Below are 26,913 nucleotides of genomic sequence, written 5' to 3' on the forward strand. Positions count from 1 at the left end.
ACCGAGGCCTCCGTGCCCGTTGACGCACGAAGGCGGCGCCCCCGCGAGGGGAGCGCCGCCGACGTGAGCGACTGCCTACTTGAAGACGTCCTTGACGTCCTCGCCGACCTTCTTGGTCGATGCGGCGGTCTGGTCCTTCTGGCCTTCGGCCTTCAGGTCCCTGTCGTTGTTGTGGTCGCCGACGGCTTCCTTCGCCTTTCCGGCGATGTCCTGAGCGGCGTTCTTGATCTTGTCATCGAGCCCCATAGGTGGTGCCTCCTTCACTGATCGTTGAGCACGACGTTAGGCACCGAAGCTCTCGGCTACCTGAACAGGGGGAGGGGGTTGCGTCCCGCCAGTCGGAGGGCCAAGCTCCTCCCCCGCTCGCGTCACGTGGCCGGCGTCGCCGTCTCGGATGCCGGAGTGTCCGAGGGCGGATTCGTCGGCGTCTGCGTCGAGCCGTCGTCGGCGCTGGTGGGCACCGCGCTGCCCGACTGGTTCGGCGTCTGCGCGTCCCCGGTGCAGCCGGCGAGGAGTCCCAGCATCAGCGCGGAGGCGCCGAGCGCCCCGGCCATCCGTCGGGCGCTCACTTCTTGCTCACCGCGTCCTTCACGGCGCCGGTGACCTTCTCGACGATGTTCGGCTTCGGGTCGGTGCCGTAGAAGCGCGGGTCCGGCTGCGTGGCCGGCGGCATCGGCGCGCTGGTGGTCGGCCCGTCGTGATAGGTGAACTCGCCCTTGCCGTCGGGCGTGGGGCCCGAGGCCCAGGTGCCCTCCTTGGCGGCCTGCCCGTCCGAGAAGTTGAGGTACTGGTACGAGACCGAGCGCTCCTCGTTCGCGAGCGGGAAGTTCGAGGGCACCGGCAGGTCCTCCTTGCCCTCGGCGCGCAGCTCGGCCGCAGCCGCCATCCACTGGTTCTGGTGCATGGTGTCGCGGGCCAGGAGGAACGACATCAGGTCGCGCACGCCGTGGTCGTCGGTCATGTGGTACAGCCGCGCCACCTGCAGGCGGCCCTGCATCTCGGCGTTCGCGTTGGCGGTGAAGTCGGCGAGCAGGTTGCCGCTCGCGGTGATGTAGGAGCCCTGCCACGGGTTGCCCATGCTGTCGACCGGGCGGGCGCCGGCGCCGGCGACGATCGCGTGCTGGATGTCGGTGCCTCCGATGACCGCCGCGAGGACCGGGTCCTTCTTCATCGCGTCCTCGGACTGCTCGATCGGAGCCTTCTCGAGCAGCTGCGCGATCATCACGGCGATCATCTCGACGTGGCCGAACTCCTCCGCGCCGATGCCGAACAGGAGGTCGCGGTACTTGCCGGGCTCGTGCGAGTTCCACGCCTGGAAGCCGTACTGCATCGCCACGCTGATCTCGCCGTACTGGCCGCCGAGCACCTCCTGGAACCTCCTCGCGAAGACCGCGTCGGGCTTGGACGGCGACGACGTGAACTGCAATTCCTGCTTGTGGAAGAACATGCTGATGGTTCCCTTTCCTCACAGATACGGGCGGGTGCGACCCCGGTGTCCCTTCGACCGTAGGCAGCCCTGTTCGTGGGCCAGAAGGGGCTTGACGGGGCCGCGCGGCCGGACAGGACCGACACGTTCCACAGGCGTTTCACGGCCTCGCCGCAGTCTGTTCCGAGGCGGCGCGACCCCGACCCTCGAACCGCCGTCGTGCCGCGGGCGGGGGCGCGATGGTAGCCCCGTTCGAGCCTCGAGCGCTACGCCCTTCCCGCCGCTCCCGCCCCCTGCCCAGACTGGCCACTGCCGCACGAACCGGTCCCACCCGATCGGCGAGGGCGGCGCACCCACCATCCCCCGACTCGATCCTGGAAGGGACTGACGATGTCCACCATCGATCCCGATTCACCTCCGTTCGGCAACGGCGCAGCCAACTACGGCGCGACCGAGGCGAGCTACGACACCACGACGACCACCGGGACCACCTCCGGGAGCACCAGCGGCTCCGGAACCTCCGGGGCGGTCGACACCGCCAAGCAGGCCGCGGGCACCGCGAAGGAGCAGGCCGGCTCCGTCGCCGGCGACGCCAAGCAGGCTGCCGGAGACGTCCTCTCCACCGGCAAGGACGAGGCGGCCAACGTCGCCCACGAGGCGAAGGTCCAGGTCAAGGACCTGCTCGACCAGAGCCGCGGCCAGCTGACCGAGCAAGCGCACGCCCAGAAGGACAACGCCGCCAAGGGCGTCCGCGCCTTCGGTGACGACCTCACGTCGCTCGCCAACGGCGAGGGCGGGAGCAACGCCGCCACGAACCTCGTCTCGCAGCTCGCCGACCGCGCCCAGGGCGTCGCGTCCTGGCTCGAGGACCGCGAGCCCGCCGAGCTGCTCGAGGACGTCAAGTCCTTCGCGCGCCGCCGCCCGGGAGCCTTCATCCTGATCGCCGCGGCCACCGGGCTCGTCGGCGGGCGCCTCATCCGCGCTCTCACCTCCGAGGCCAAGGACGAGAAGGAGGCCGCCGCCTCCACGTCCGGCCCCGAGCTCGCAGCGCCGAGCGCGTCGACCCTCGACACGACCTACCCGGGCAGCACCTACACCGGCACCACCGGTGGCAGCTCGCTCGAGCGCGACCACCTGCCGACCGAGCCGATCGCCGACCCGCTCAGCGTGCCGCCGACCTCGACCGGCGGCACCTACTCGAGCGGTGACACCTTCCCGGGCGGAGGCCGGCTGTGAGCGATCCGACCGGAGCGCATCGCGCCGGGTTCGGTGAGCCGACCCCCGACGAACGCGCCGCCACCACGTCGCTGGGCGATCTGCTCGGCGAGGTCTCCCGCGATCTCTCCACCCTGATCCGTCAGGAGATGGCCCTCGCCAAGGCCGAGATCAAGGAATCCGCCGGCAAGGCAGGCAAGGGGCAGGCCTCCTCGGCGGCGCCGGGTACGCCGGCGCGATGGCCGTGCTGTTCCTCTCGATCGCCCTCTGGTGGGGCCTGGGCCACCTGATCGACAACGGCTGGTCCGCCGTCGTCGTCGCGGTGATCTGGGGCATCATCGCCGCGGTCCTCTACTCCATCGGGCGCAAGAGCCTGAAGCAGGTGGAGGGCGCTCCCGAGACGGTCGACTCCCTCAAGAAGATTCCCGAATCACTCAAGCCGAACGGGGCAGGACGATGACGTACGACGCAGCACAGAACAAGACCGCGGACGAGATCCGCGCCGACATCGAGCGCACCCGCGGAGAGCTGGGCACCGACGTGGACGCGCTGGCCGAGAAGGTCAGCCCCCACGCCATCGCGCAGCGCCAGACCGACAAGGTGAAGAACGCCGTCGGCTCGGTCCGCGACCGGGTCATGGGCAGCGTCCACGACGCGACCGACTCCGTGTCGGGCAGCGTCTCGGGCGCGGGCGACTCCGTCAAGGGCGCCGCCGGCTCGGTCAAGGGCAAGGCCGAGGGCAACCCGCTCGCGGTCGGGCTGATCGCGCTCGGCGCCGGCCTCCTCGTCGCCTCCCTCATCCCGGCGTCCAGCGCCGAGAAGCAGGCGGCCTCGAAGGTCAAGGAGTCGGCCCAGCCGGTCGTCGACAAGGTGACCGACGCCGCGAAGGAGGCCGCGAGCGAGCTCCAGGAGCCCGCCAAGCAGGCCTTCGCCTCCGTCAAGGAGACCGCGACCGACGCCGCCGCGAACGTCAAGGGCGCCGGCACCTCGGCGACCGAGGACGTGAAGGACTCGGCCCGCGAGGCCAAGCACGCGGTGCAGGAGAACGGACAGGCCTAGCCTCTCCCCTCACGCCGGAAGGGCGGCGGATCCTCGGATCCGCCGCCCTTCCGTGTTCCCTCAGCCCCGCAGCGGCGCTGATCCGGCTTTCGTGGTGCGGTCGCCGAGCCCGTCGAGCAGCTCGCGGAACGCGTCCTCGGCCGAGCGCGTCGGCTCCCAGCCGAGCACCTCGCGCGCCCGGTCCGTCGACATCACCGGCACGTTGGTCGCGATGTCGATCCATCCGGCGTCCGTCCGCTGGATGCGCAGGTGCCAGGTGGCGGTGACGAGCGAGCGGATCAGGCCGGTCGGCGCCGGGATCCACCGCGCGCCGACGAGGTCCGCGATCCGCTTCGGCGTGAGCACCGGCTCCGCCGCGATGTTGAACGCCCCGCCTGCCCGCCGGTCGATCGCCCGCCAGAAGGCGTCGGCGACGTCGTCCGCGTGCACGGCCTGGAAGATCATCGTGCGCGGCAGCGGCAGCACCGGCGGCCGGATCGCTCCGAGCCACCGCGTCGGGTAGCGGGGTCCCGCGAAGAGACCGGCGATCTCGGTGGCCGCGGCCTTCTGGAACACGATCCCCGGCCGCAGCCGCGTGACGACGATCTCCGGATGCTCCGCCTCGAACACGTCGAGCGCGCGCTCGTTCGCCGCTTTGTGCATGCTGTACGTCGACGTGTGCAGCCCGCCGGTGGGCCAGCTCTCGTCGACCCGCTCCGACTTGGGCGCCGCGCTGTAGGCGCCGACCGAGGAGGCGACCAGCACCTGGCCCACCCCGCTGTCGGCCGCCGCCTCGAGCACCTTCGCGGTCCCTCCCACGTCGACGAGCCGCTGGAACGCCGGGTCGTGGCTGGGCTGGATCGCCCAGGCGAGGTGCACCACCGCGTCGACGCCCGCGAACGCCTCGCGCAGCTGCCGCGGCGCCGCGCTCGACGCCACGTCGATCTCCTTCCACGTCGCTCCCCGGTACTCGGAGGAGTCGGGCCGGGGCGCCCGGCGCGCGATGCCGACGACCTCCACCGACTCCTCCCGCTCGAGCCGCCGCAGCAGTGCCGTGCCCAGATTGCCCGTCGCTCCGACGATCGCGATCCGCATGTCGATGTCCTCCCCGGTCGGCAGGCGCCGCCGTGGTTCGAGGCTAGGCAGTGGTGCTGGAGGGACGCGGCGGCTTGACAGGGGGTGCTCGTGGACCTGGCTCTGTGACGGTGCAGCCGTCCCGCGCCGCTCACCGGTCGATGCTCGGCCCGGAGCGCCAGGTCGGAGTGCCGCTCCGGCCGGTCGCGGGGCGGAGGCGTGCGCGCTCGCGCCGCGCACGCCTCCGTCGATCAGCTCGGCTTGACCGCCGCGCTCGTCTTGACGAGGGTCGTGTAGCCGACCTTCGTGCCGGTGACCTTGACGGTGATCGACGCGGCCTTGTCGGCGGTGACGAGCTTGTAGGTCGCCGCCGTCGCTCCGGTGATCGCGGTCGTGCCGCGGTACCACTGGTAGCTCAGGGTGACGGGTGACGGCGTCCACGCGCCCGGGGCTGCGGTGAGGGTGTATCCGACCCGCGCGGTGCCCGAGATCGTCGGGGTCGCGCCGGTCAGCGTGCCCTTCGCGACCGTCGCCGTGGCGGCGCTCGTCTTCGTCGCCGGCGCGAAGCCGGGCTTGGTCGAGGTGACCGAGACGGTGATCGTGGCGCCCGCGTCGGTTCCCTTGAGGACGTAGGTCTTCGAGGTGGCGCCGGTGATGTACGTGCCGCCGTTCTTCTTCCACTGGTACGTGAGCGTGGTCCCCGCGTCCCAGGTGCCGGGATTCGCGGTGAGGGTCGCGCCGACGGTCTTGGTGCCGGTGATGGTCGGGGTGGGCATGAGGGTCTGCAGCGCGGCCTTGACCGTGGTCGCGGTGCTGGTCTTCGTCAGGGCGGAGTAGCCGGTCTTGGTCCCGGTGACGCTCACCGTGATCGCGGCGCCCGCATCGGCGGCGACGAGCGTGTAGGTGGACGCAGTGGCTCCGCTGATCGCGACTCCAGCGCGCTTCCACTGGTACGCGAGGGTCACCGGCGCGGGAGCCCAGGTTCCGGGAACAGCGGTCAGCTTCTGCCCCACGGTCGCCGTGCCGGTGATCGTCGGGATGGGCCCGGTGAGCACGGCGCCGTTCGTGACGGCCGCGGTCGTGGCGCTCGTCTTCGTGGCGGGCGAGAACCCGGGCTTGGTGCCGGTGACGGACACGGTGAGCGTCGCCCCGGCGTCGGCCGCCTTCAGGACGTAGGTCTTCGCGGTGGCTCCCGAGAGGTAGACCCCGCCGTTCTTCTTCCACTGATACGTGAGCACGGTGCCCGCATCCCAGGTGCCCGGGTTGGCCGTGAGGGTCGAGCCGACGATGGTCGAGCCCGAGATCGTCGGAGTGGGCATCAGCGTCATCAGCGGCAGGCCGACCTGCACCGCGGCACTGGTCCGGGTGGCCGTCGTGTAGCCCTGCTTCGTTCCCGTCACGCTGACGGTGAGCGCGGTGCCGGAGTCGGCCGACGCGACGACGTAGGTGCTCCTGGTGGCACCGGTGATCGCGGTGCCGTTGCGCTTCCACTGGTACGAGAGGGTGACCGGCGCCGGGCCCCAGTTGCCCGGGTTCGCCGTCAGGGTGCCGCCGACCGAGGAGGAACCGGTGACGGTCGGCACGGAGTTGGTGAGCGAGCCGAGGGTGACGGCGACGGCGGCGCTGGTGCGTGTCGCCTCCGCGTAGCCGGCCTTCGTGCCGGTGACCTCGACGCTCAAGGTGCCGCTGGAGTAGTCGGGGACGACGTACTGCGAGCCGGTCGCACCCTCGATCGGGTAGCCGTTGTTCAGCCACTGGTAGCTCAGCGCGACGGGCTGAGGGCCCCAGGCGCCGGGCACGGCGGTCAGAGTGTCACCGACAGCACCGGAGCCGGTGATGGTCGGAGTCGGAGAGGTGAGGGTGCCGACGTTCGTCAGCTCCAGAACGAACTCACCCTTGTTGAAGTCGAAGTTCGAGACCTGCAGGAAGTAGGTCTTGCCCGCCTGGACGGCGAAGCTCGCGTGAGCTCGGTCGAAGGAGTAGTCGTACTCGCCCGTGCTGCCCGTCTCCGTGTACTGGAACGGGCACTCGAGCATTGCGCCCGGAGTGACTCCATCGGAGTCGTAGACCCCGAGGTTCACGGGCGAGAAGCTGTCTCCGAGGTCCGCCTCGACGCTTCCGTTGGAGGTCGCGCGGTACTTGTACCAGACGGAGCCCATGAAGGGGTTGTAGTCGCACCCCGCGTACGGCTCGTACCAGTTGTTGTCGACCTTCGCGGTCGAGCCCTGGATCGTGGCCGGCAGCGTCGAGACGACGGATGCCGTCGAATAGGTCGTGTTCGGGACCGCGGCACTGGCGGTCAGGAAGAACTCGGCGAATCCTGCCGGCTCCTCGGACGAGTAGTACTCGGAGCTGACCTGGAAGAAGTAGGTCTTGCCGGCTTCCGCCTGCACGTGGTTCTCATGGCGGAATCCGACCTCCGTGCAGCTGATCCGGGTGGCGTCCGTCGTCGGCCCGTCGGCGAAGGCGCTGACGATCGACGGTCCGCCCGGCGAGGACCCTCCGAAGGTCAGCGTCTGCCTCTTCGTGGAGACGTACTTGAACCAGATCGAGCCGTTGCCGCTCTCGAAGAACTCCGAGTAGTCCGGATCGGTCGTCCGACACGTCGAGTCCTCACCCTCGGACAGGGTCGCGCCTTCGTACTGCGCGTTGGAGGTCGAGAACGGCAGGCTCGCGACGACCGTCGCGTTCTCGCGCAGGTCGTTCGCAGGAGGCGCGACTGCGGCGAGCGCCTGGGGAGCGGCGGCCTCCGGCGCGGCGAGGCGCGCGGCAGGCTCCTCGGTGTGCCATGCACCCGCGACCGCGGTCGGCGGCTCGGCGGCCGCCGCGACGGCGGCCGGAGCCACGAGGACGCCGAAGCCGACCGCGAGGGCGGTGGCGAGGGCGAGGACCCGCGAGCGGGCAGGACGGAACGAGGGCATGTCGGGACTCCAGGGCGTGCGATCGGGTGGTGGTGCTGCGCCTGCAGAGTCCGAGTGCGTCGAGACCGCGTCCATCGGGGGAGGCGTCTCATCTTGGTGGATTCACAGGCAGCCCGAGGGACCCGTTCGGGGGGTCCGGTGCACAGCCGACCCGCCTCGAGCCCGCCGCGGCGGGGTTGTCTCGGATCCGAGGGAGATCATCGACCGTTCCCGCTCGCGTCCGCGGTGAGCGGAACCACCTACCACCGCGGCTCCGGAGCGAGCGCTGCGCCCCGCCGCTCCCTACCCCAGCCCACCGCCCCCGCGCATCCCCCCGCGCCGCAGCCACCGGCTGCCTAGCCTGGAGCAATGCCCCGCCGCGTCTCCGCCGTCCATCACGAGGTCGACGGCGTGCAGCTGCGCTCGTACGCCGTCGGCTCGCTCGACGCGCCGCACACCTTCGTGCTCCTCCACGGCATCGGGATGTCCCACCGCACGTTCTCGCGCCTGGTCGCCCCGCTGCGGCGGCACGGCCGCGTGGTCGCCGTCGACCTCGCGGGCTTCGGAGCCAACCGCTCGCCGCGGCGCCGCGTCGGCATCGCCGACCACGCCCGGTTCGTCGCACGGGTGCTGGAGGATCGCGGCGTCACGCGCGCGATCGCCGTCGGGCACTCCATGGGCACCCAGGTCGCCGTCGAGCTCGCCGCCCTCTCCCCCGACCTCGTCGAGGGCGTGGTGCTGATCGGTCCCGTCGTCGATCCGGAACGGCCCGGAGCAGTCCGGCAGGGCCTCGCGCTCGCCCGCGACTGCCTCGGCGAGCCGATCGGAGTGGACGCGCTGGTCCTCGGCGACTACCTGCGCGGAGGCATCGGCTGGTACCTCCGCCAACTCCCCGAGATGCTGCACCACCCGATCGTCGCCCGGGCCGCGGTGCTCGCTCAGCCCGTCCTGATCGTCCGCGGCCACGACGACCCGATCGGCACGCGCGACTGGTGCGCACGGCTCGCCGCCGCCTGCTCCGACGCCCGCGTGCTCGAGCTCGGCCGCTCCCGCCACGTGGTCCCGCGCACGGAGCCCGAGGAGCTCGCCCGCGAGCTCGGGCGCTTCGCCGCCTCGATCGGCACGTCCCCCGCGACCGCCGCCGAGACCTCCGTCGAGCCGCCCGCCGGCACCGCCGTCGTCGAGGTCGCCCGGTGAACCGGATCGTCCGCGACGGCCTCTGGTGGATCCAGGACTACGCCTACGCCGTCGCCTGGCAGGTGCGCGGCTTCGTCTCGCGACGCGCCCCCGACGACTACCTCGACGGCGATCGCCGACCCGTGCTCGTGCTGCCCGGGATCTGGGAGACGTGGTCCTTCCTCCGCCCGATCATCGATCCGCTGCACCGGCGCGGTCACCCGCTGCACGTGCTCGACGACCTCGGCCGGAACGGCCGGCCCGTGGCGCGCACCGCGGAGGACGTCGCCGCCTACCTCGAGCGGCACGACCTCCGCGACGTCGTCATCGTCGCCCACAGCAAGGGCGGCCTGATCGGCAAGTACGTCATGACCGAGCTCGACCCCGACGGCCGCGTCGACCGCATGGTCGCCGTGTCGACCCCGTTCGGCGGCTCGCGTTACGCGCCCTACCTCGTACTGAAGAGCCTCCGCTCGTTCTCGCCCCGCGATGCGACGACCCTCCTGCTCGCGAGCCGGGCCGGGGCGAACGCCCGCATCACCTCGGTCTTCGGCGTCTTCGACCCGCACATCCCCGAGGGCAGCATGCTCGAGGGCGCGGTCAACGTGCGGATCGAGACCGGTGGCCACTTCCGGATCCTCGGGAACACCGAGACCCTCGCGGCCGTGATCACCGCGGTGTCGGCGGACTGAGCTCAGCCCTCGTCGGCGGCGGGGTGATGACGACGGCGTCGGCCGGGCAGTCGATCTCGACCGCGGCGAAATCGCCCTCGACGGCACCCGTCGACGCGAAGGGGACCTGGAAGCAGAAGGCCTCGGGCACGTCGTCGGCCTCGGGGTACTCGGACGCGTCGACCGGCGTGCGGAACGACAGCGAGCCGAACGGCTCCTCCGCGCTCGGCGCGTCGTACGACTCGATGCCGATCAGCTCGACCCCTTCGACGGGTGCGGCATCGGCCGCGCGGGCGAAGTCGAACGCGTCGTCCTGCGGGCCGGTGAGCGCGGCGGTCAGGGTGCGCAACCGCTCGCGGGCGTCGTCGCGGGCACCGAGCAGCGAGGCGCTGTCGGTCCGCTCCGGAACGGCGGGAGCGGGGTCCGTGCAGCCGGCGAGCGCGAGGGCGCCGAGGAGGGTCGCCGCCGCCAGTGCCGTCCGCATCCGAGTCACGAGAACGACCCTAGGGCCTGGTGGGCGGGCGCCTGTAGCGCGCGCTCCGACCCGCCCGCAACTCCCTTCCGGGCGTGGGCCGGGAAGCGGAGGGTGGAGTCATGGCCCCCGCGAGAACGACCGGACCGACCGAGCTCCTCCTGGTGCGTCACGGCGAGAGCGTCGCCAACGTCGCAGCGAGCGCAGCCGAGGCGCAGGGGGCGCTCGAGATCGCCGTCGACCGCCGCGACGCCGACGTCGAGCTCTCGGACGCCGGGCAGGAGCAGGCGCACGCCCTCGGACGCTGGCTGGCCGGCGAGGCTGCACCCGCCTCCGCCTGGAGCTCGCCCTTCGTCCGCGCGTCCTCGACGGCGAGGATCGCCCTGGCCGAGGCCGGGCTCGATCTGCCGCTCGGAGTCGACGAGCGGCTCCGCGACCGCGACCTCGGCATCGCCGACCGGCTCACCTCCGCAGGGTTCCGCGAGCGCTTCCCCGAGGAGGCGCAGCGCCGCGAGTGGCACGGCAAGTTCTACTACCGACCGCCGGGGGGCGAGTCCTGGACCGATCTCGCCCTGCGGATGCGGTCGTTCCTCGACCACCTCGACGCCGCCGCGCCCACCGGTCCCGCCGTGCTGTTCTGCCACGACGCCGTGGTGCTCATCACCCGCTACGTCTGCGAGGGCCTGTCCGAGCGCGAGCTCCTCGACATCGGCGCCTCCACCCCGGTCGCCAACGCGTCGGTGACGCGGCTCCTGCGCGGCGACGACGGCTGGAGCGTCGAGCGCTTCTCGAGCACCGAGCACCTGGAGCGCACGGGCGCGCCCGTCACCCGGCACGACGACCGCGACGAGGGAGAGGGAGACCCGCATGACTGAGACCATCGACCGTGCCCTGCTGGAGCAGCGCTGGCCGCTGCCCGAGCCGTCCGGATCCAAGCACGCCCGCGGCGACGTCGTCATCGTCGGCGGTGCCCGCAAGACCCCCGGAGCCGCTCTGCTCGCGGGCATCGCGGCGCTGCGGGTCGGCGCCGGCCGCATCACGTTGTGCGTCGCCGAGTCCGTCGCCTCCGCCACGGCGGTCGCGCTGCCCGAGTGCGGCGTCGTCCCGCTGCAGGAGTCGCGCACCGGATCCATCACCGGCCGCGGACTCGAGGCGCTCGAGGGCGAGCTGGCCTCGGCCGACGTGGCCCTCGTCGGCCCGGGACTGGACGACCCGAAGGCGACCGCCGCGACCCTCCGGGCGCTCGCACCGCTGCTGCGCGACGTGCCCGCCGTGCACCTGGACGCGTTCCCGCTCGGCGTGCTGCCGGGTCAGAAGCGCGTCGCCCGCTCTCTCGCCGGACGCCTGCTGATCACTCCGAACACCGCGGAGGCCGAGCGGCTGCTGGGCGCCGAGATCGAGGACGTCGAGACCGCCGCCAGGGCGATCGCCCGCCGCTACGAGGCGGTCGTGAGCCTCTTCAACGTCGTCGCGGATCCGGACGGCGTGCTCGTGCGCGCCGAGGGCGAGCACCCGGGGCTGGCGACGGCCGGCAGCGGCGACGTGCTCGCCGGTGCGACGGCGGGCCTCCGAGCGCGCGGCATCGACGGAGCGGGCGCGGCGGCGTGGGGCGTGCACCTGCACACGGAGGCGGACACCCGCCTCGCGGAGCGCATCGGCCCCGCCGGCTACCTCGCGAGCGAGATCCCCGCCGAGTTCCCGGCGCTGCTGCGCAGCTGACCCCTGCGGGTCGAGCAGCCACGCGGGGGCGTGTCGAGACCCACGACTCCCGGAGGACGTGGATCTCGATACGGCCGCTGCGCGGCCTACCCGATCAGCAGAAGATGCGCTGCTCGCCGAGCGCTCAGAGCGCGACGTCGGCGACCGAGAACGCGACTCCGGGAGTGATGAGGATCGACGTCTGCCGCGGCTCCCCCTCGCCCTGGTTCACGACGAGCCAGCGCGAGGCCTCGCCGTCGAGCGCGCGCTCGACGTCGGCCTGCACCGCCTCGGCGGTCGTGTCCGACAGGCTGTACGGCGATCCGCCGTAGGTGATCTCGACGCGCTTCACAGGATGGGCTCCTCGCTCGGCCGACCGGCTCCTCTCGGCTCCTCGCTGATGCGCAGACCGTGTGCGGTGTGCGAATCGGCCAGGAGCTGGCGGATCCATTCGGGATTGATCGAGGGCGCGCGGCCCCCGTGGTACTTGAACCGCAGCGGGATCGCGGGGTGCACCCAGATCGAGGTGCGTCCGTCGCCGACCGCCTGCGAGTCCTTCCACGAGAAGTAGAAGGACTCGTTGCGTGCGAGCTTGGACCCGATGACGATCTGCAGGTGCGCCAGCAGGCGGTCGTCGAAGTCGGCCTCCAGGGTGGAGTCGTAGATCAATCGGCCCATCAGGGCACTCTCCGTTCAGCCTGCGGTGCTCGGTGGGGGCCGGGTGACGCCGGGGCAGCGCTCCCGCTCCGGTACCCGCGGCAGGAGCCGATCCTACCGAGAGCACCTCGCGCGGCCATGTCAGCGGCCCTCGTCGTCGTACTCGGGCAGGTCCAGGTCGGGGAGCCGCACGATCTCGTCGTCGGCCTCGGCGACCGGATGCGACACCCCGAGTCGACCGGCCTCGCGGTCCATCCGCTCGACGAGCGCGTCGTCGACGATCTCCTCGGCGTCGCTCTCCTCGGGCTCGCTGAGGAGCTGGCTGGCGGGGCCGATGAGCAGATCGGCGCTGCCGATCCCACCGTCCTCGAGACGCACGGGGATCCGGACCGCCGCGGATCCCCTCCGCTGCGCGAGCGCCTCGGCGTAGTGCACCAGCGAGCGGGCGATGGCGCTGCCGGTCAGCACCGAGCTGCCCGCGTAGTGAATCCGTTCCATCCCTCTTTCCTACTCCTCTCCTCCGACAGCGGTCACCGGTTGCGGGAGCGGCGCTGCGGTTGCTAGCGCAGGGCGGTGAGCCGGCGTTCCAGTCCCTCGCGAACCGCCGGCCACTCCTCGCGCAGGATCGAGTGCACCGCCGTGTCGCGCCACGATCCGTCGGCCCTGCGCTGGTCGTGCCGCAGCACCCCCTCGAACGTCGCGCCCAGCCGCAGGATCGCCGCCCGCGATCGGGCGTTGGCCGCGTCGGCCTGCAGCTTCACGCGCGAATAGCCGCTGTCGAAGGCGAGCCCGAGCAGCAGGCGCTTCGTCTCGGGATTCACCGCGGTGCCCCACACCTCGGGGGCGTACGCGGTCCAGCCCAGGTGCGCGGCCTCGCGCGTCTCGTCGAAGTCGGCGAGCGCCGTCGCTCCGACCACGCGCCCGTCGACCAGCACGGCGTACGGCAGACCCGTCCCCCAGGGGTAGTAGCGGAGGAGGAACGCCCGGAACGCGACCGGGTCGGGGTCCAGGCCGGCGGCCCCTCCTCCGTAGCCGCCCGCGAAGACCTCGGGCCGCGCGATCGCGTCGCGCAGTCCGTCGAGGTGCTCGTCGGCGAGCGGCTCGAGGACCACGGTCCTTCCGAGGAGGCGCACAGGGCTCGGCCGGCGGGGGGAGGCGGGGGCGGAGTCGGTCACCCGGCCATTCTGGGGTCGCCACCGCCGCCGCGGGTGGTCCAGACCGCGTGCCAGCATGGGGTCCATGGCCGACTCCGCGCTGTTCGAGACCTCCGTCGCCGCCTTCGTCCGCCTGCTCTCGCGGATCGGCGACGATGAGTGGGCGCTCCCCGGACTCGGCGACTGGGACGTCCGCGGGCTCGCCGGGCATACGTCGCGCGCGATCCTCACCGTCGAGACGTACCTCGGCGCCGAGGAGCCCGCCGAAGCGACGGTGCCCGACGCGCTCGCCTACTACGCAGCACTCGCCGGGAACGTCGGCGACCCGGCGGCCGTCGCACGACGAGGAGTGGAGGCGGGAACGGCGCTGGGCGACCGTCCCGAGGAGACCGCTCGCGACGCGCTGCGGCGCGCGACCGCTCTGCTCGCGGAACAGCGGCCCGGTCGCCTGGTCGCGATCGGCCCGCACGCGATCGCCCTCGACGAGTACCTCCGCACGCGCGTGCTCGAGCTGGTCGTGCACACGATCGACCTGTCGCGGGCGACCGGCGTGCCGCACGAGCTGCCCGCTCCCGCCGTCGAGGCGAGCTGTGCGCTGACCGGGTCCCTCGCGGCACGCGGCGGTCGGGCGGAGGAGTTCCTGATGGCGGTCAGCGGGCGCGAGCGGCTGGCGGCCGGGTTCTCGGTGGTGTGACTCCGGCTCCATCGGTCCGTGCACGACGGAGGGCCGCCGCTCCGGATCCCTCCGGGGCGACGGCCCTCCTGCAGACCTCGCGTGCCGCTCAGGCCACGGCGAGCGCCGCGACCGGCGAGACGGTCGTCGCGCGTCGGGCGGGCAGCACCGCCGAGACCACCGTGATCAGCACACCGACGACGACCACCGAGACGAGGATCCCCACCGGGATCGTCGGCGGCACGAGGCCGATGCCCTTCATCGAACCGAAGATCGCGATCGCCCCGCTCCATCCGTAGACCACGCCGAGGACCAGGCCCAGCAGGGCCGCGGCGATCACCATCTGCGCCGCTTCGACGACGACCATCCAGCGCACCTGCGAACCCGTGAATCCGAGTGCCCGGAGCAGCCCCAGCTCGCGGCGTCGCTGGAGCACGCTGAGCGAGAGCGTGTTGACCATGCCGACGGCGGCGAGGAGCACCGAGAAGCCGAGCAGGACGCTCATGATCGCGGTGCTGACCGAGACGAACTGGTCGAGCGCCTCGAAGACCTCGGGGCTCATGTCCTCGGACATCCGCATGATGGTGGCGAAGGTCGCCGCGGCGACCGCGAACATCGTGACGAGCGTCACTCCGATCACGAGGCCGATGACGGCCCGCGCGCTGCGGGCGGGGTTCCTGATCGCATTGGCGGAGGCGAGGCGCGCGACCGGTCCGGCGCCGAAGGCCCGACCGACCAGCGACGTCAGCGGAGGCAGCAGCACCGGCGCGCCGAGGATGATGCCGGAGAACGAGACCATGCCGCCGACCAGGCCGATCAGCACCCCGAACGGACTCAGCAGCCCGACCACGACGCCCGCGCCCAGCAGGAGGAATCCGAGCACGACGAACGCGATCGCCAGGGCGTTGCGGCCTCGGCGGCCCCTCAGCTCGTCGTAGCGCGGCTCGGCGGAGGAGCCCGCAGCCTCGGACGGCGAGACCGAGAGCACGCGGCGCGATCCGGCCCAGGAGGCGATGACGGTCGACGCGATGACGGCCACCGCCGGCAGCAGCAGTCCCGGCGAGACGAGCGGGAGCTCGATTCGGGTGAACGTCCCCGTGGCGAACGCGAGCTCGGCACCGGCCGCGACGAGCACGACCGCGGCGACGAGGCCGATCACCGCGCCGAGCAGGCCCTGCATCAGGCCGTTGCGCACGACCTCGGCGCGCAGCGAGCGACCGGAGGCTCCCAGCAGGCGCAGGAGCGAGATCTCGCGGGTGCGGCCCGCGATCACCGTGGAGACCGCGTTCGAGGTGACGATGCCGCCCACGAACACGGCGATGCCGAAGAACACGACGCCGACCACTCCGAGCGTCGTCGCGGCCTGCTCGATGCCGTCCAGGCCGGCGGCCTCGAACGCGGCGACCATGTCGGCGACGACCATGACGAGCACTCCGCCGAATGCGGCGGACAGGGCGGCGACCGTGACGATCGCGCCTCCGCCCTGCTTCGAGCCCGTGCGCACGCCGCTCACGCCGCGGTCTCCATCTCGAGCATCGTGCGCGAGACCTCTTCCGCGGTCATGCCGCGGCGGTCGTCGACGACCGCCCCGTCGCGGAGGAAGACGATGCGGTCGGCGTAGGCGGCCGCGATCGGGTCGTGGGTGACCATCGCGATCGACTGGCCGTACTCGCGGGTGGAGGCGCGCAGCAGGGTGAGGACCTCGCGGCCGGTGCGGGAGTCGAGGTTGCCGGTGGGCTCGTCGGCGAAGATCAGCTGGGGCCGGGTGGCGAGCGCGCGGGCGATGGCGACGCGCTGCTGCTGGCCGCCCGACAGCTCGTAGGGCCGGTGCGTGAGGCGGTCGCGCAGCCCGAGCGACTCGATGAGGCTCGCGATCCACGCCTCCTCGTCGGCGGTGACGCGGCGTCCGTCGAGCTCGAAGGGCAGACGGATGTTGCCGCGCACGTCGAGCGTGGGGATGAGGTTGAACGCCTGGAAGACGAAGCCGACCTGGCGGCGGCGCAGCAGCGTGAGCTCGGCGTCGCCGAGGCCGCTGATCTCGGTGTCGCCGAGGAACACACGGCCGTCGGTGGCCGTGTCGAGACCGGCGAGGACGTGCATGAGGGTGGACTTGCCGGATCCGCTCGGTCCCATGACGGCGGTGAACTCGCCGCGCTGGATCGAGAGGGTGACGCCGTCGAGGGCGACGACGGGGGGCGTGCTGCCGTACAGCTTGCGCACGTTCTCGACGCGCGCCACAACGGTGGAGGTCTGGTTCTGCATGTCCTCGACGCTACGGAGCGGGTCCCGTCGCGGGCGTCGCCCCGGGGTGGTCGGGAGGTCATCCCTGCGGGGGACGGGGAATGGTCCTCTGTGCTCCCGGGCGGATCAGCGGGGGCTCAGCCCCGCGCGCCGGAGGGCGAGCGCGGCGAGCGCCTGCGTCGCGGCGGGGTCGCCGGTGCGCCAGCCGGGGACGGCGTCGGGGTGGGCCGCGAGGATCTCGCGCGGGGTCGCCTCCGTCAGCGCGCGCAGCGCCAGGAGCTCGCCGCCCGCCGGGGTGGCGCCGAGGGCTCGGAGCTCGGCGGCGCGCCGGGCGAAGCGCAGGCGCGGGCGCAGCCAGAGCACCGCCAGGAGCAGGAGGGGCAGTCCACCGACCGCGAGGCCCGCCACGATCGCGAGGGCTCCCGCGAGCTGCTGCTGATCGCGTCCTGCGGCGGCCAGCACGGAGGCGGCTCCGCTCGCCTCGTCGAAGGGCGCGCGCACGGCGTCGCCGAGCAGCGGGATGCCGCCGAGCGTGGATCCGGCGTCGGTCATCGTCGAGCCGAAGCCGCTGCCCGCGCTCTCCGAGGCGGCGGCCGATCTCGGCGAGCCCGGCGATCAGGCTGCCGACGGCGATGCCGGCGGCGATCGCGACGGCGGCGACGGCGATCGCCAGGGCGTCGGCCGTGATCTGCCGGGCGCGCACGGCGGGGAGGTCGGCGTAGATCTGCATCCGCCGATCATGCCCCGCCCGGGTCCACTCGTGTTCACAACGAAGGAAGAACTGGTCTGCCGGGCCTGCGAACCCCGCCGCCCCGCCGCCGCCTGCAGATCCTTCCTTCGTTGTGAACGCGACCCGAGCGCCGGCACTCCTCCCCAGCCCTCCCACCCAGGAGATCCGCGCCGAGGGACCAGGCCGTGCACTCCTGGTCCGGCTCTCCTCCGCGACACTCCGCCCATGGACATCGAAGCGGTACTGCTCCGCCACGGCGGCACCGCCAGTCGGGCGGCACTGGTCGAATCGGGGATGAGCACCCGCCGTCTCGCCGCCGCCGTCGCCGACGGCGCGCTCGTGCGGGGCCGCCGGGGGCAGTACGCCTCTCCTCGGCTGCCTCCGGAGGTGCTCACGGCCTTCCGGATCGGGGGCAGGCTCGGCGCGACCGATGCGGCGCGGTCCCACGGGCTGTGGGTCCTGCGATCACCGCAGCTCCACGTGCACGTCGTGCCGAACGCTGCCCGGATCGGCGCACCCCGAGGTGTCCGGCTCCACTGGGATCCCGCGTGGCCCGACGACGAGCCCCTGCGCGTCTCTCCCCCGCACTCGCTACTGCAGCTCGGACGTTCCGTGGGAGTCGAGGACATGCTGGTCGCCGTCGAGTCGGCGAGGGAGCAGCGTCTCGTCTCCCGCGACGATCTCGTCGAGCTGCGACGGCTCTGCCCGGTCCGACTCCACGAGGTGCTCGACTTCTGCCGCGACGACGCCCAGAGCGGTCTCGAGTCCCTCGCGCGCTGGCGGCTCCATCTGCTCGGTATCACCGCCGTCGCACAGGCGTGGATCCCCGGCGTCGGACGGGTCGACCTCCTGATCGGCCGCAGCCTCATCGTCGAGCTCGACGGCCGGTCGACGCACGACTTCGAGAACGACCGCCGCCGTGACACGGCCGCCGCGGTCGACGGCTACGTCACCCTCCGCTTCTCCGCAGCGCAGGTGCTGACGCGGTGGCCGGAGGTCGAGCGTGCGATCGTGACCGCGATCTCACGCGGCCTGCACCGCCTCTGACCCGGTCAGTCGAGGAGGTCGTGCAGGACGACGACCTGCTCGCGCTCCGGGCCGACTCCGATGGCCGAGAAACGCGCGCCGCTCATCGCCTCGAGCGCGCGGACGTAGTCCTGCGCGGCCTGCGGGAGATCGGCGAACGTGCGGCAGCCGGTGATGTCCTCCTGCCAGCCGGGGAACTCCTCGTAGATCGGCTTCGCGTGGTGGAAGTCGCTCTGCGAGACCGGGACCTCGTCGTGGCGCACGCCGTCGACGTCGTACGCGACGCAGACGGGGATCGTCTCGAGGCCCGAGAGCACGTCGAGCTTGGTGAGGACGAAGTCGGTGACGCCGTTGATCCGGGCGGAGTAGCGGGCGATCGGGGCGTCGTACCAGCCGCAGCGGCGCGGGCGGCCGGTCGTGGTGCCGAACTCGAAGCCCTGCTTGCGGAGGTACTCGCCCCACTCGTCGAAGAGCTCGGTCGGGAAGGGGCCCGCACCGACGCGGGTCGTGTACGCCTTGATGACCGCGATGACGCGTTCGATGCGGTTGGGGGCGACTCCGGAGCCGGTGGCCGCTCCTCCGGAGGTCGCGTTCGAGGACGTGACGAACGGGTAGGTGCCGTGGTCGACGTCGAGCATGGTGGCCTGACCCGCCTCGAACAGCACGGTCTTGCCGGCGTCGAGCGCCTGGGCGAGCACGAGCGAGGTGTCGGCGACCATGGGGCGCAGGCGCTCGGTGTACTGCAGCAGGTCCTCCATGACCTGCTCGACCAGGATCGCGCGGCGGTTGTAGACCTTCACCAGCAGGTGGTTCTTCTGGTCGAGGGCGCCCTCGACCTTCTGGCGCAGGATGTTCTCGTCGAAGAGGTCCTGGATCCGGATGCCGACGCGGTTGATCTTGTCGGCGTAGGCGGGGCCGATGCCGCGGCCCGTGGTGCCGATCTGGCGCTTGCCGAGGAACCGCTCCGTCACCTTGTCGAGGGTGCGGTGGTAGCTCGTGATGACGTGCGCGTTGGCGCTGACGAGCAGCTTCGAGACGTCGACGCCGCGGGCGCTCAGCGCCTCGAGCTCGTGGAAGAGCACCTCGATGTCGACGACGACGCCGTTCGCGATGACGGGGACGACGCCCGGCGTCAGGATGCCCGAGGGGAGCAGGTGCAGCGCGTACTTCTCGTCGCCCACGACGACGGTGTGGCCGGCGTTGTTGCCGCCGTTGAACTTGACGACGTAGTCGACGCGGCTGCCGAGGAGGTCGGTGGCGCGTCCCTTGCCCTCGTCGCCCCACTGGGCGCCGGTGATGACGATTGCTGGCATGGCGTGTCCTTCTCGACGGGGAGGTGGGCGCCCGGCCCGTTTCGGGTCCACCGGGCCTCGGCGGGCCGGCCCGGCATCGAGATGCCGCTTCTGCGCGACCAGCCGCTCGATTCTAGCGGAGCGGCTCCGGCACCGCTCCGGGGACCGCGGGCCGACCGCATTGCCGAGCAATGCTCTCGAACACGTAATGACGCGTTCACACATCCGGCCTAGGTTCGAAGACGTTCACTCTCCACCCATCACGCGAACAGGACACCGATGCGCCGATACCGCGCTGCCAGCCTCCTCGTCGTCGCCGCCCTCGGAGCGGCCACCGTCGCCCCCTCGGCGACCGCGGCCACCACCGACGACGGCCTCGAGCTCACGCTCGTGTCGACGACCGACACCCACGGCCACGTCTACAACTGGGACTACTTCGCGAACGCGCCGTACGAGGGCGAGGACACCCTCGGACTCACGCGCGTCGCGACCGAGGTCGACCGCCTCCGCGCCGAGAAGGGCGACGAGTCCGTCCTGGTCTTCGACAACGGCGACGCGATCCAGGGCACTCCCCTCACCTACTACTACGGACTCGGCGACGGAGCCGCGGGCGTCCTCGCGGACGAGACGACGCATCCGATGGCCGCCGCCTTCAACACGATCGGCTACGACGCCCAGGTCGTCGGCAACCACGAGTACAACTACGGGCTCGACATGCTCAGCGCGTACGAGAACGACCTCGACGCCCCGCTCCTGGGCGCGAACGTCGTCGACGTCGCCACCGGCGATCCGTACCACAGGCCGTTCACCGTGATCGAGCGCGAGATCGACGGCGAGACCGTGAAGGTCGGCGTCCTCGGCCTCGTCACCCCGGGCGTCCGCGTCTGGGACAAGCAGTACGTCGACGGCGTGCTCGAGTTCCGCGACATGGTCGAGACCGCGAAGGAGTGGGTCCCGAAGGTGCAGGCCGAGGCCGACGTGGTCGTCGTGCTCGCGCACACCGGTCAGGGCACCGTCGCCGACGCCGACTACGACCCGGCCGACCTCAACGAGGACGTCGTGAACAACATCGCGACCCAGGTCCCCGGCATCGACGTGCTCGTCGCCGGGCACAGCCATCAGGACGTGCCGCAGACGCTCTTCACGAACGTCGCCGGCGAGCAGGTGCTCGTCACGCAGCCCTACTACTGGGCGCAGGGCCTGACCGAGGTCACGCTGAACCTGGTGCCCGACGCCGCCGGCGACCTGCAGGTCGACTGGTCGGAGGGCGAGGCGCCCGTCGCCGAAGCCGTCTACGCGCGCGACATCCCGGAGGAGTCGGCCGCCGTCCTCGACGCGGTCGCCGAGCAGCACGCGACGACCATCGACTACGTGAACACCCCCGTCGCGGAGTCGCTCGAGGAGCTCTCGGCCGAGACCTCGCGCTACGAGGACACCCCGATCATCGACTTCATCAACAACGTCCAGGCCGAGACCGTCGACACGGCGCTCGAGGGCACGGAGTGGGCGGACGTCCCGGTGATCTCGCAGGCCTCGCCGTTCTCGCGCACCGCGGTCTTCCCGAAGGGGCAGGTCACCATCCGCGACATCGCCGGTCTCTACATCTACGAGAACACCCTGCGCGGAGTCGAGATGACGGGTGCCGAGGTGCGCGAGTACCTCGAGTTCTCGGCCCGGTACTTCACCCAGGTCGCCCCCGGCGCCCCGTTCGATCCGGCCACGGGCACGAACGCGGTCACCGAGGACCGGCCCACGGGCATCCCGGACTACAACTACGACGCGCTCTCGGGCGTGGACTACGTGATCGACATCTCGCAGCCGGCCGGCTCGCGGATCCGCGACCTCGCGCACCCCGACGGCACCCCTGTGGCCGATGACGACGTCTTCGTGATGGCGGTCAACAATTACCGCCAGAGCGGTGGAGGCGCCTACCCGGCCGTCGCCGCGGCTCCGCTGGTCTACGACGAGCGCCTCGAGATCCGTCAGCTGCTCATCGACTGGGCCACTGCGCGCGGAGTGATCGACCAGGCCGACTTCTTCGACGCGAACTGGTCGCTGACGTCGGTCGCGGCTCCGGTCGTCCCCGCTCCGACCGAGCCGGGCACCCCGACGCCGACCGAGCAGCCGACCATCGCTCCGTCGCCGCAGCCCACCGCGACGGCGGTGCCGGTGACGGGAGGGGGCCACAACGGCTCGCTCGCGAACACCGGTGCCGACGCGTCCGGGTTCCTCGGCGGAGCACTCGTGCTGCTGCTCTCGGGAGCGGCGCTGACGGTGCTGCGCCGTCGTCGCACCGCCTAGCGGCACCTCCGGCTCGCAGAATCGCGTCCGGCTCGCGGAATCGTCCTGGTTCCGCGAGCCGGACGTCGTTCCGCGAGCCGAAACCCGTGCACGAGCGAGCCGGCCGGGCTCCGCCTCGTGAGACACCGTCCGGCTCGGGCCGCCTCAGCGGCGGGCGACGATGCGCTCGGTGCCCGTCCATGTCGGCCGGGGGCCGTGACCGTCCCGCAGGACGGCGACGACGGCCGCGGCGACCGCCCAGACGATGACGGCGGCGACGACGATGAGGAAGACCATCTCGAACTCCTTGCTCTGCACCGGGCGTGCTCTGCGCCCTGCGACAACGGTCCGCCCGAGCCCACCCTCCGCGCATCGGGCGATCGCCCTATCCCCGTCCCGGCCCGGAACGGCGCGGATCCGCGCGACTGCTCCGCCGGTTCTGCCCGCGCAGGAGCGCGCCGATCCCCTCCCGCCTCAGACCGGACGCGCCGAGCACCGCCCGGGATAGGGCGACCGCCCGATGCCCTCGGCACCGGTCCTGTAGGAGCGTCGTCCCCACGACGACGAGAGGACCGAGATGATGCTGAGCGAGTACTCCTTCCCCGCGCTGCTCGAGGAGCGCGAGCGCAGCCTCGAACGCGAGCTCGAGCACGAGCGGGTCCGCCGGGAGCGTCGTGAAGCACGTCCCGCACGGCCGCGACTCCGTGCGATCCTGCGCCGCGCGCTCGCGCACCGGGCCCATCACGCCGGCGCCTGAAGTGCCGCGCGCCGGGTTCCGGTCGAGGACCCGCGGGAAACCGACATCGCACGCCATCGGACCCCTCCGGTGTCGGCGTCCGCTGGCACCATGACTCCCATGCCCCTTCCCCCCTCTCCGTCCGTCCTCGTCGGACGGGACGACGACCTCGCCGCCCTCCGGCGCGCCTACGAGCGGATGCTCGTCGAGGGGGCGCGGACCGTGGTCGTCGGCGGCGAGGCCGGCATCGGCAAGAGCCGGCTCGTCGCGGAGTTCACCGAGCGGCTTCCGGCCGAGGCGCTCGTGCTGCGCGGCCAGTGCGTCGATCTCGACCGCGACGCCCCTCCCTACGCCCCGATCACCGCACCGCTGCGCGAGCTGGCGCGCGTGGTCGGCTCCGACGAGCTCGCGGCGATGGCCGGTCCGTCGGCCGAGGGGCTGCGCATCCTGCTCCCCGAGCTGCCCGCGAGCGGTGAACCGGCGGCGGCCGCTCCCCGGTGCTCGAGGCGGTCACGGTGGCGCTCGAGACCGCGTCGCGGCTGCGTCCGATCGTGCTGGTGGTCGAGGACCTGCACTGGGTCGACCCGGCCACGATCGGGGTCCTGCGCTTCCTGGTGCGCGTCGCGAGCGCCGGCCGGATCCTCGTGGTCCTCACGTTCCGGAGCGATCAGCTGCGCCGCGGCGATCCGATGCGCGCCTGGCTCCCCGAGCTCGAGCGGAGCGACCGGGTGCAGCGGCGCGAGCTGGCGCGGCTCGACCGGCGCGGCGTCGAGGCGATGGTCGCCTCCTCCGCGGCACGGCCGTCGCTCCGCGCGATCTCGCCCTCGTGGTCGAGCGGACGGAGGGGGTGCCGTTCTTCGTCGAGGAGTTCGCCCGCGCCGAGGCGGCGAACGTGCCCGAGTGCTACCCCGAATCGCTCCGCGACGTCCTCCTCGCCCGGTACGACGGGCTCAGCGAGCCGACGCAGAGGATCCTGCGCACGCTCTCGGCAGGCGGCACGTGCGTCGAGCACGACCTGATCGCCGTGGTGGACGGCGACGCCGACGCCGTCGAGACGGCGGCGCGCGAGGCGATCGCGGGCGGCGTGCTCGTCGTCGACGGCAGCAGCTACAGCTTCCGGCACGCGCTCGTGCGCGACGCGATCCACGACGAGCTGCTGCCGGGCGAGCGCGTGCGGGCGCACACCTGCTACGCCGAGGCCCTCGAGAGCAGGGGCCGGCCGCCGCCTCCGAGATCTCGTACCACTGGATGGCGGCGCACGACTCCGAGCGGGCCTTCGCCGCCTCGCTCGACGCCATGGCGCACGCGCGGGCCTCCTTCGCCCACGCGCTGGCCGCGCGGATGGGCGAGCGCGCGCTCGAGCTGTGGGAGCAGGTGCCAGCCGGGTCGCACGGGCGCGATCGAGCCGACCTCCTCGGCTCCACCGCCCACCACTTCCGCGACGCGGGCGAGAGCGAGCGCGCGGTCGCGCTGGTCGACGAGGCGCTCGCGATCCAGGGCCTGGGCGCCCCGTGCCGGGCGACGCTCCTGCGCGACAAGGCGTCCTACCTCGCCAACCTCGGTCAGGTCGGCTCCGTCGCCCTGCTGCGCGAGGCGCTCGCCCTGCTCGAGGGCGGTGAGCCGAGCGTGCTGCGCGCGCGGATCCTGGGCGAGCTGGCCGCCCGGCTGATGCTCGAGGCCGATCTCGTCGAGGCGGTCTCGGTCGCCGATGCGGCGTCCGCCGAGGCCGAGGCGGTCGGCTCGCAGGGGCGCAGGAGCGTCGCGGCGAACATCCGCGGCATGGCGCTCGTCGAGCTCGGCCGGACCGACGACGGGCTGGAGCAGCTCGAGCTGGCCGGCGCCCTCGCGGGCGAGGACGACTCCGCCCGCCTGCGGTACTGGCTCAACCTGTCGGACGCCCTCTCGCTCCTCGGGCGGTTCCGCGAGGCGATCGCCGCGGGTGAGCAGGGCGCCGAGCACGCCCGGCGGCACGGGGTCGCGCGCACCCTCGGCGCGATGCTGATGGCCAACACGGCCGATGCACTCGCCTCGACCGGCGAGTGGCGCCGCGCCGAGGAGCTGCTCGACCGCGCGCTCGAGCTGGACGCCCCGCTGGGCTTCGCGGCGCACCTCCAGCGCCGCAAGATCTGGATCGTGCTCTGGCGCGGTGATCCCGCGCAGGCGGCGTCCCTGCTCGCCCGGTGGCGGCAGCAGCTCAGCCGTCAGCTGCGCACCGAGCGGCTCTCGCTCGTCGGTCTGGCCAAGGTCGCCGGAGCGATCGCACTCGAGAACGGCGACGTCGCGGCCGCGTGGGCCGAGGTCCGCGACGCCATCGGACCCGGCCACCGCCCCCTCCCCTCCGCCGACCTCTTCCTGCTCGTGGTGGTGGCGCGCATCATCGCCGCCGCCCGACGCGAGGGCGTCGGGCTCCTCGACGAGCGGGGCGAGCGGATGGAGGCGGAGGCGCGACTGCGCGAGATCCTCGCGACGGCCGCCCTCTGGCCGACGGGTGCCGCGCTGATCGCGGTGATCGAGGCAGAGCTGAGCGGCGCCTCCGGAACCGGCGACGACCCCGCCGCCTGGGCGGCCGCCGCCACGGCGAACGAGGCGGACACCGCGGAGGTGCACCTGCTCCCCTACTCGCGGCTCCGCCTCGCCGAGGCGCTGGCGGCCGCCGGTCGGCGCGAGGAGGCCGAGCGGGAGGCGCGCGAGGCCCGCGTCATCGCTGAGCGCGCCGGGCTCGGGCTCCTCGTCGACGGCCTCGACCGGTTCGAGCGGCGCCTCGGGCGCGGCGATCCCGTCGTGGGCGCCGGCGCCGCTCCGGGCGGCGCGGAGCCTCTGACCGACCGCGAGCGCCAGGTCCTCGCACTCGTGGCGCAGGGCCTGGGCAACCGCGCCATCGCCGAGGAGCTCTTCATCAGCGTGAAGACGGCGAGCGTGCACGTCTCGAACATCCTCCGCAAGCTCGGCGCGGCGACGCGCACCGAGGCCGCGTACCTGGCGCGGTCGTCGGGCGGCTGAGCCCCCGTCCGACTCCGCGAGGGAACCCCGACCCGTCGAGGGAGCCTCGAACAGCGGGTTCCGTCGACCGACCGGGGTTCCCTCGGTGAGGCGTCAGGGTCGATGCCGGCGGAACCGAAACGCCGAGTACGCGCCGGTCGACCAGAGCGCCCAGATCACCAGCAGCGGCTGGAAGAGGAGGCGGATCGCACGCGCAGCGTCCGTCTCGAGCCCGAAGGCCGGCGTCCGCGTGACGAGCTGCGAGACATTGCCCGGGAACACGGCGACGAAGAACGCGGCGACCACGACTCCGACGACCACCTGCCACCGGGCCAGCAGCACGAGCGCCGACCCGAGCGCGATCTCGACCACTCCCGAGGCGACGACCACGAGATCCGGATCGAGCGGGAGCCACGGCGGCACCTGCGCCTGGAACGCCTGGCGCGCGAAGGTCAGGTGGCCCACCCCCGCGAAGACGAGCACGAGGCCCAGGAGGATCCGGGCGAACGTGCGCGGAACGGAGCGCCGCGCTCGGCGGGCGGGGGACGGCGAGTCGGGCATGCCCCCAGTCTGCGCTCGGACGGCGATCTCCTCGGCGGGAGGACCGCCCGCCGGCTCGCCGCACTCGCCCCCGAGCAGTCGCGCGTCCCGCCGGACGCGCGTTCCGGCGCCGCCCCGTATCCTCTATACCGCCCCGTCCGCAGACCGTGAAACGAGACCCATGAGCACCCTGCCCCGCCTGATGGCCTTCGACCTCGACGACACCCTCGCCGCCTCGAAGTCCCCCGTCGACCCGGCGATGGCCGACCTCCTCGTCCGCCTGCTGAAGGCGACCGAGGTCTGCATCATCTCGGGCGGGCAGATCGGTCAGTTCCGGATGCAGGTGCTCGACCGCCTCCAGGGCGCCGACCCCGAGGCGCTCGCCAAGCTCCACCTCATGCCCACCTGCGGCACCCAGTACTACCGCTTCGAGAGCGGCGACTGGACGCAGATCTACGCCGAGAACCTCACCGAGGACGAGAAGTCCCGCGCCCTCGCGGCCGTGGAGGAGAAGGCGAAGGAGCTCGGCTACTGGGAGTCCGAGACCTGGGGCCCGATCCTCGAGGACCGCGAGTCGCAGATCACCTTCTCGGCCCTCGGTCAGGCGGCGCCCGTCCCCGTCAAGCAGGCCTGGGACCCGACCGGCGAGAAGAAGAACACCCTCCGCGAGGCCGTCCAGGCCGTGCTGCCCGACCTCGAGGTCCGCTCCGGCGGCTCCACCTCGGTCGACATCACCCGCAAGGGCATCGACAAGTCCTACGGCATGAACAAGCTCACCGAGCTCACCGGCATCCCCCTCGACGACATGATCTTCGTCGGCGACCGCCTCGACCCCGACGGCAACGACTACCCGGTGAAGGCCATGGGCGTCGAGTGCTTCGCGGTCGAGGGCTGGCACGACACCGCCGCGTACCTGGAGTCGTACGGCATCTGAC

General features: G+C 72.5%; 29 protein-coding genes and 2 pseudogenes. 14 read left to right on the forward strand and 17 right to left on the reverse strand.

Going from position 1 to position 26,913, the window contains the following annotated elements; translation table 11 throughout:
- Positions 1-75: 75 nt before the first annotated feature.
- From AC0CID_RS12205 to AC0CID_RS12215, 3 genes are all read right to left on the reverse strand, one after another.
- Positions 76-246, reverse strand: coding sequence for a CsbD family protein (locus AC0CID_RS12205; RefSeq protein WP_077222734.1), 171 nt, complete (start codon positions 244-246; stop codon positions 76-78).
- Positions 247-368: 122 nt separating this feature from the next.
- A complete protein-coding gene (locus AC0CID_RS12210; RefSeq protein ID WP_207403407.1) occupies positions 369-569 on the reverse strand; it encodes a hypothetical protein in 201 nt (66 codons plus the stop codon).
- Positions 566-1,447: a manganese catalase gene (locus tag AC0CID_RS12215; RefSeq protein WP_465227018.1), complete on the reverse strand. Its 882-nt coding sequence runs from the start codon at positions 1,445-1,447 to the stop codon at positions 566-568. The genes AC0CID_RS12210 and AC0CID_RS12215 overlap by 4 nt, the downstream gene beginning before the upstream one ends.
- A gap of 369 nt (positions 1,448-1,816) precedes the next feature.
- Here AC0CID_RS12215 and AC0CID_RS12220 point away from each other — a divergent pair, with 369 nt between their 5' ends.
- The 3 genes and pseudogenes from AC0CID_RS12220 (at position 1,817) to AC0CID_RS12230 (ending at position 3,700) form a co-directional block, all read left to right on the forward strand.
- Positions 1,817-2,662 (forward strand): hypothetical protein, encoded by an 846-nt coding sequence (locus tag AC0CID_RS12220; protein WP_465227019.1) that lies wholly within the window; start codon positions 1,817-1,819, stop codon positions 2,660-2,662.
- A pseudogene (locus AC0CID_RS12225) lies at positions 2,659-3,101 on the forward strand (phage holin family protein). Before AC0CID_RS12220 ends, AC0CID_RS12225 begins: the two are co-directional and overlap by 4 nt.
- On the forward strand, positions 3,098-3,700 hold the full coding sequence (locus AC0CID_RS12230; RefSeq protein WP_465227020.1) for a DUF3618 domain-containing protein: 603 nt from the start codon (positions 3,098-3,100) through the stop codon (positions 3,698-3,700). The pseudogene AC0CID_RS12225 and the gene AC0CID_RS12230 overlap by 4 nt, the downstream one beginning before the upstream one ends.
- A gap of 60 nt (positions 3,701-3,760) precedes the next feature.
- Here AC0CID_RS12230 and AC0CID_RS12235 read toward each other — a convergent pair whose 3' ends face one another.
- The gene (locus tag AC0CID_RS12235; RefSeq protein ID WP_465227021.1) at positions 3,761-4,774 is read right to left on the reverse strand and encodes an NAD-dependent epimerase/dehydratase family protein; all 1,014 of its coding nucleotides are present in this window, start codon (positions 4,772-4,774) and stop codon (positions 3,761-3,763) included.
- A 230-nt stretch (positions 4,775-5,004) separates the two neighbouring features.
- Positions 5,005-7,674 (reverse strand): hypothetical protein, encoded by a 2,670-nt coding sequence (locus AC0CID_RS12240; RefSeq protein WP_465227022.1) that lies wholly within the window; start codon positions 7,672-7,674, stop codon positions 5,005-5,007.
- Positions 7,675-8,022: 348 nt separating this feature from the next.
- On the opposite strand from AC0CID_RS12240, the gene AC0CID_RS12245 reads away from it, so the two are divergent.
- On the forward strand, positions 8,023-8,850 hold the full coding sequence (locus tag AC0CID_RS12245; RefSeq protein WP_465227023.1) for an alpha/beta fold hydrolase: 828 nt from the start codon (positions 8,023-8,025) through the stop codon (positions 8,848-8,850).
- The gene (locus AC0CID_RS12250) at positions 8,847-9,521 is read left to right on the forward strand and encodes an esterase/lipase family protein (RefSeq protein WP_207403394.1); all 675 of its coding nucleotides are present in this window, start codon (positions 8,847-8,849) and stop codon (positions 9,519-9,521) included. Before AC0CID_RS12245 ends, AC0CID_RS12250 begins: the two co-directional genes overlap by 4 nt.
- Here the strand turns inward: AC0CID_RS12250 and AC0CID_RS12255 are convergent.
- Complete coding sequence (locus tag AC0CID_RS12255; RefSeq protein WP_465227024.1) at positions 9,499-9,993, reverse strand: hypothetical protein; 495 nt, start codon at positions 9,991-9,993, stop codon at positions 9,499-9,501. The genes AC0CID_RS12250 and AC0CID_RS12255 overlap by 23 nt on opposite strands.
- Before the next feature lie 101 nt (positions 9,994-10,094).
- Here AC0CID_RS12255 and AC0CID_RS12260 point away from each other — a divergent pair, with 101 nt between their 5' ends.
- A complete protein-coding gene (locus AC0CID_RS12260) occupies positions 10,095-10,847 on the forward strand; it encodes a histidine phosphatase family protein (protein ID WP_207403392.1) in 753 nt (250 codons plus the stop codon).
- Positions 10,840-11,691 (forward strand): ADP-dependent NAD(P)H-hydrate dehydratase, encoded by an 852-nt coding sequence (locus AC0CID_RS12265; RefSeq protein ID WP_465227025.1) that lies wholly within the window; start codon positions 10,840-10,842, stop codon positions 11,689-11,691. The genes AC0CID_RS12260 and AC0CID_RS12265 overlap by 8 nt, the downstream gene beginning before the upstream one ends.
- Positions 11,692-11,815: 124 nt before the next feature.
- Here the strand turns inward: AC0CID_RS12265 and AC0CID_RS12270 are convergent, their stop codons facing one another.
- The 4 genes from AC0CID_RS12270 to AC0CID_RS12285 all read right to left on the reverse strand — a co-directional run bounded on the left by AC0CID_RS12270 (position 11,816) and on the right by AC0CID_RS12285 (position 13,502).
- Positions 11,816-12,022, reverse strand: a complete 207-nt coding sequence (locus AC0CID_RS12270) for a hypothetical protein (protein WP_207403390.1) — start codon at positions 12,020-12,022, stop codon at positions 11,816-11,818.
- Positions 12,019-12,348: a DUF7882 family protein gene (locus AC0CID_RS12275; RefSeq protein WP_465227026.1), complete on the reverse strand. Its 330-nt coding sequence runs from the start codon at positions 12,346-12,348 to the stop codon at positions 12,019-12,021. Before AC0CID_RS12275 ends, AC0CID_RS12270 begins: the two co-directional genes overlap by 4 nt.
- Before the next feature lie 120 nt (positions 12,349-12,468).
- Positions 12,469-12,825 carry a hypothetical protein gene (locus AC0CID_RS12280; protein ID WP_465227027.1) on the reverse strand — a complete coding sequence of 119 codons (357 nt, stop codon included), beginning with the start codon at positions 12,823-12,825 and terminating at the stop codon, positions 12,469-12,471.
- 62 nt (positions 12,826-12,887) lie between these two features.
- Entirely contained in the window at positions 12,888-13,502 is a 615-nt protein-coding gene (locus AC0CID_RS12285; protein WP_465227028.1) for a GNAT family N-acetyltransferase, read from the reverse strand.
- Between the two features lie 64 nt (positions 13,503-13,566).
- Here AC0CID_RS12285 and AC0CID_RS12290 point away from each other — a divergent pair, with 64 nt between their 5' ends.
- A complete protein-coding gene (locus AC0CID_RS12290; RefSeq protein ID WP_465227029.1) occupies positions 13,567-14,175 on the forward strand; it encodes a maleylpyruvate isomerase family mycothiol-dependent enzyme in 609 nt (202 codons plus the stop codon).
- An 88-nt stretch (positions 14,176-14,263) separates the two neighbouring features.
- Here the strand turns inward: AC0CID_RS12290 and AC0CID_RS12295 are convergent, their stop codons facing one another.
- The 3 genes from AC0CID_RS12295 to AC0CID_RS12305 all read right to left on the reverse strand — a co-directional run bounded on the left by AC0CID_RS12295 (position 14,264) and on the right by AC0CID_RS12305 (position 16,947).
- Positions 14,264-15,667, reverse strand: coding sequence for an ABC transporter permease (locus AC0CID_RS12295; protein WP_465227030.1), 1,404 nt, complete (start codon positions 15,665-15,667; stop codon positions 14,264-14,266).
- Positions 15,664-16,416: an ABC transporter ATP-binding protein gene (locus AC0CID_RS12300; protein WP_207403386.1), complete on the reverse strand. Its 753-nt coding sequence runs from the start codon at positions 16,414-16,416 to the stop codon at positions 15,664-15,666. The genes AC0CID_RS12295 and AC0CID_RS12300 overlap by 4 nt, the downstream gene beginning before the upstream one ends.
- 105 nt (positions 16,417-16,521) lie before the next feature.
- The gene (locus AC0CID_RS12305) at positions 16,522-16,947 is read right to left on the reverse strand and encodes a hypothetical protein (RefSeq protein WP_465227031.1); all 426 of its coding nucleotides are present in this window, start codon (positions 16,945-16,947) and stop codon (positions 16,522-16,524) included.
- 403 nt (positions 16,948-17,350) lie between these two features.
- Here AC0CID_RS12305 and AC0CID_RS12310 point away from each other — a divergent pair, with 403 nt between their 5' ends.
- Positions 17,351-18,172, forward strand: coding sequence for a type IV toxin-antitoxin system AbiEi family antitoxin domain-containing protein (locus AC0CID_RS12310; RefSeq protein ID WP_207403384.1), 822 nt, complete (start codon positions 17,351-17,353; stop codon positions 18,170-18,172).
- A 5-nt stretch (positions 18,173-18,177) separates the two neighbouring features.
- On the opposite strand, the gene AC0CID_RS12315 is transcribed toward AC0CID_RS12310, so the two are convergent.
- Positions 18,178-19,464, reverse strand: coding sequence for an adenylosuccinate synthase (locus AC0CID_RS12315; RefSeq protein WP_055794202.1), 1,287 nt, complete (start codon positions 19,462-19,464; stop codon positions 18,178-18,180).
- Positions 19,465-19,722: 258 nt separating this feature from the next.
- Here AC0CID_RS12315 and AC0CID_RS12320 point away from each other — a divergent pair, with 258 nt between their 5' ends.
- Positions 19,723-21,744: a bifunctional metallophosphatase/5'-nucleotidase gene (locus AC0CID_RS12320; RefSeq protein ID WP_465227032.1), complete on the forward strand. Its 2,022-nt coding sequence runs from the start codon at positions 19,723-19,725 to the stop codon at positions 21,742-21,744.
- A gap of 144 nt (positions 21,745-21,888) precedes the next feature.
- Here the strand turns inward: AC0CID_RS12320 and AC0CID_RS12325 are convergent, their stop codons facing one another.
- A complete protein-coding gene (locus AC0CID_RS12325; RefSeq protein WP_278250022.1) occupies positions 21,889-22,020 on the reverse strand; it encodes a hypothetical protein in 132 nt (43 codons plus the stop codon).
- A 280-nt stretch (positions 22,021-22,300) separates the two neighbouring features.
- Here AC0CID_RS12325 and AC0CID_RS12330 point away from each other — a divergent pair, with 280 nt between their 5' ends.
- Positions 22,301-22,480 (forward strand): hypothetical protein, encoded by a 180-nt coding sequence (locus AC0CID_RS12330; protein ID WP_465227033.1) that lies wholly within the window; start codon positions 22,301-22,303, stop codon positions 22,478-22,480.
- A 99-nt stretch (positions 22,481-22,579) separates the two neighbouring features.
- Positions 22,580-22,915: pseudogene (locus AC0CID_RS12335) on the forward strand (AAA family ATPase); the annotation flags it as partial.
- Positions 22,916-23,126: 211 nt separating this feature from the next.
- On the opposite strand, the gene AC0CID_RS12340 reads toward AC0CID_RS12335, so the two are convergent.
- Positions 23,127-23,642, reverse strand: a complete 516-nt coding sequence (locus AC0CID_RS12340; RefSeq protein ID WP_465228150.1) for a hypothetical protein — start codon at positions 23,640-23,642, stop codon at positions 23,127-23,129.
- Between the two features lie 65 nt (positions 23,643-23,707).
- Between AC0CID_RS12340 and AC0CID_RS12345 the strand changes: the two genes are divergently transcribed.
- Positions 23,708-25,459: a helix-turn-helix transcriptional regulator gene (locus AC0CID_RS12345; protein WP_465228095.1), complete on the forward strand. Its 1,752-nt coding sequence runs from the start codon at positions 23,708-23,710 to the stop codon at positions 25,457-25,459.
- A 93-nt stretch (positions 25,460-25,552) separates the two neighbouring features.
- On the opposite strand, the gene AC0CID_RS12350 is transcribed toward AC0CID_RS12345, so the two are convergent.
- Positions 25,553-25,999 (reverse strand): DoxX family protein, encoded by a 447-nt coding sequence (locus AC0CID_RS12350; RefSeq protein WP_465227034.1) that lies wholly within the window; start codon positions 25,997-25,999, stop codon positions 25,553-25,555.
- Between the two features lie 160 nt (positions 26,000-26,159).
- On the opposite strand from AC0CID_RS12350, the gene AC0CID_RS12355 reads away from it, so the two are divergent.
- Entirely contained in the window at positions 26,160-26,912 is a 753-nt protein-coding gene (locus AC0CID_RS12355) for an HAD-IIB family hydrolase (protein WP_465227035.1), read from the forward strand.
- Position 26,913 lies beyond the last annotated feature (1 nt).

Source organism: Rathayibacter sp. AC451 (assembly GCF_979253095.1).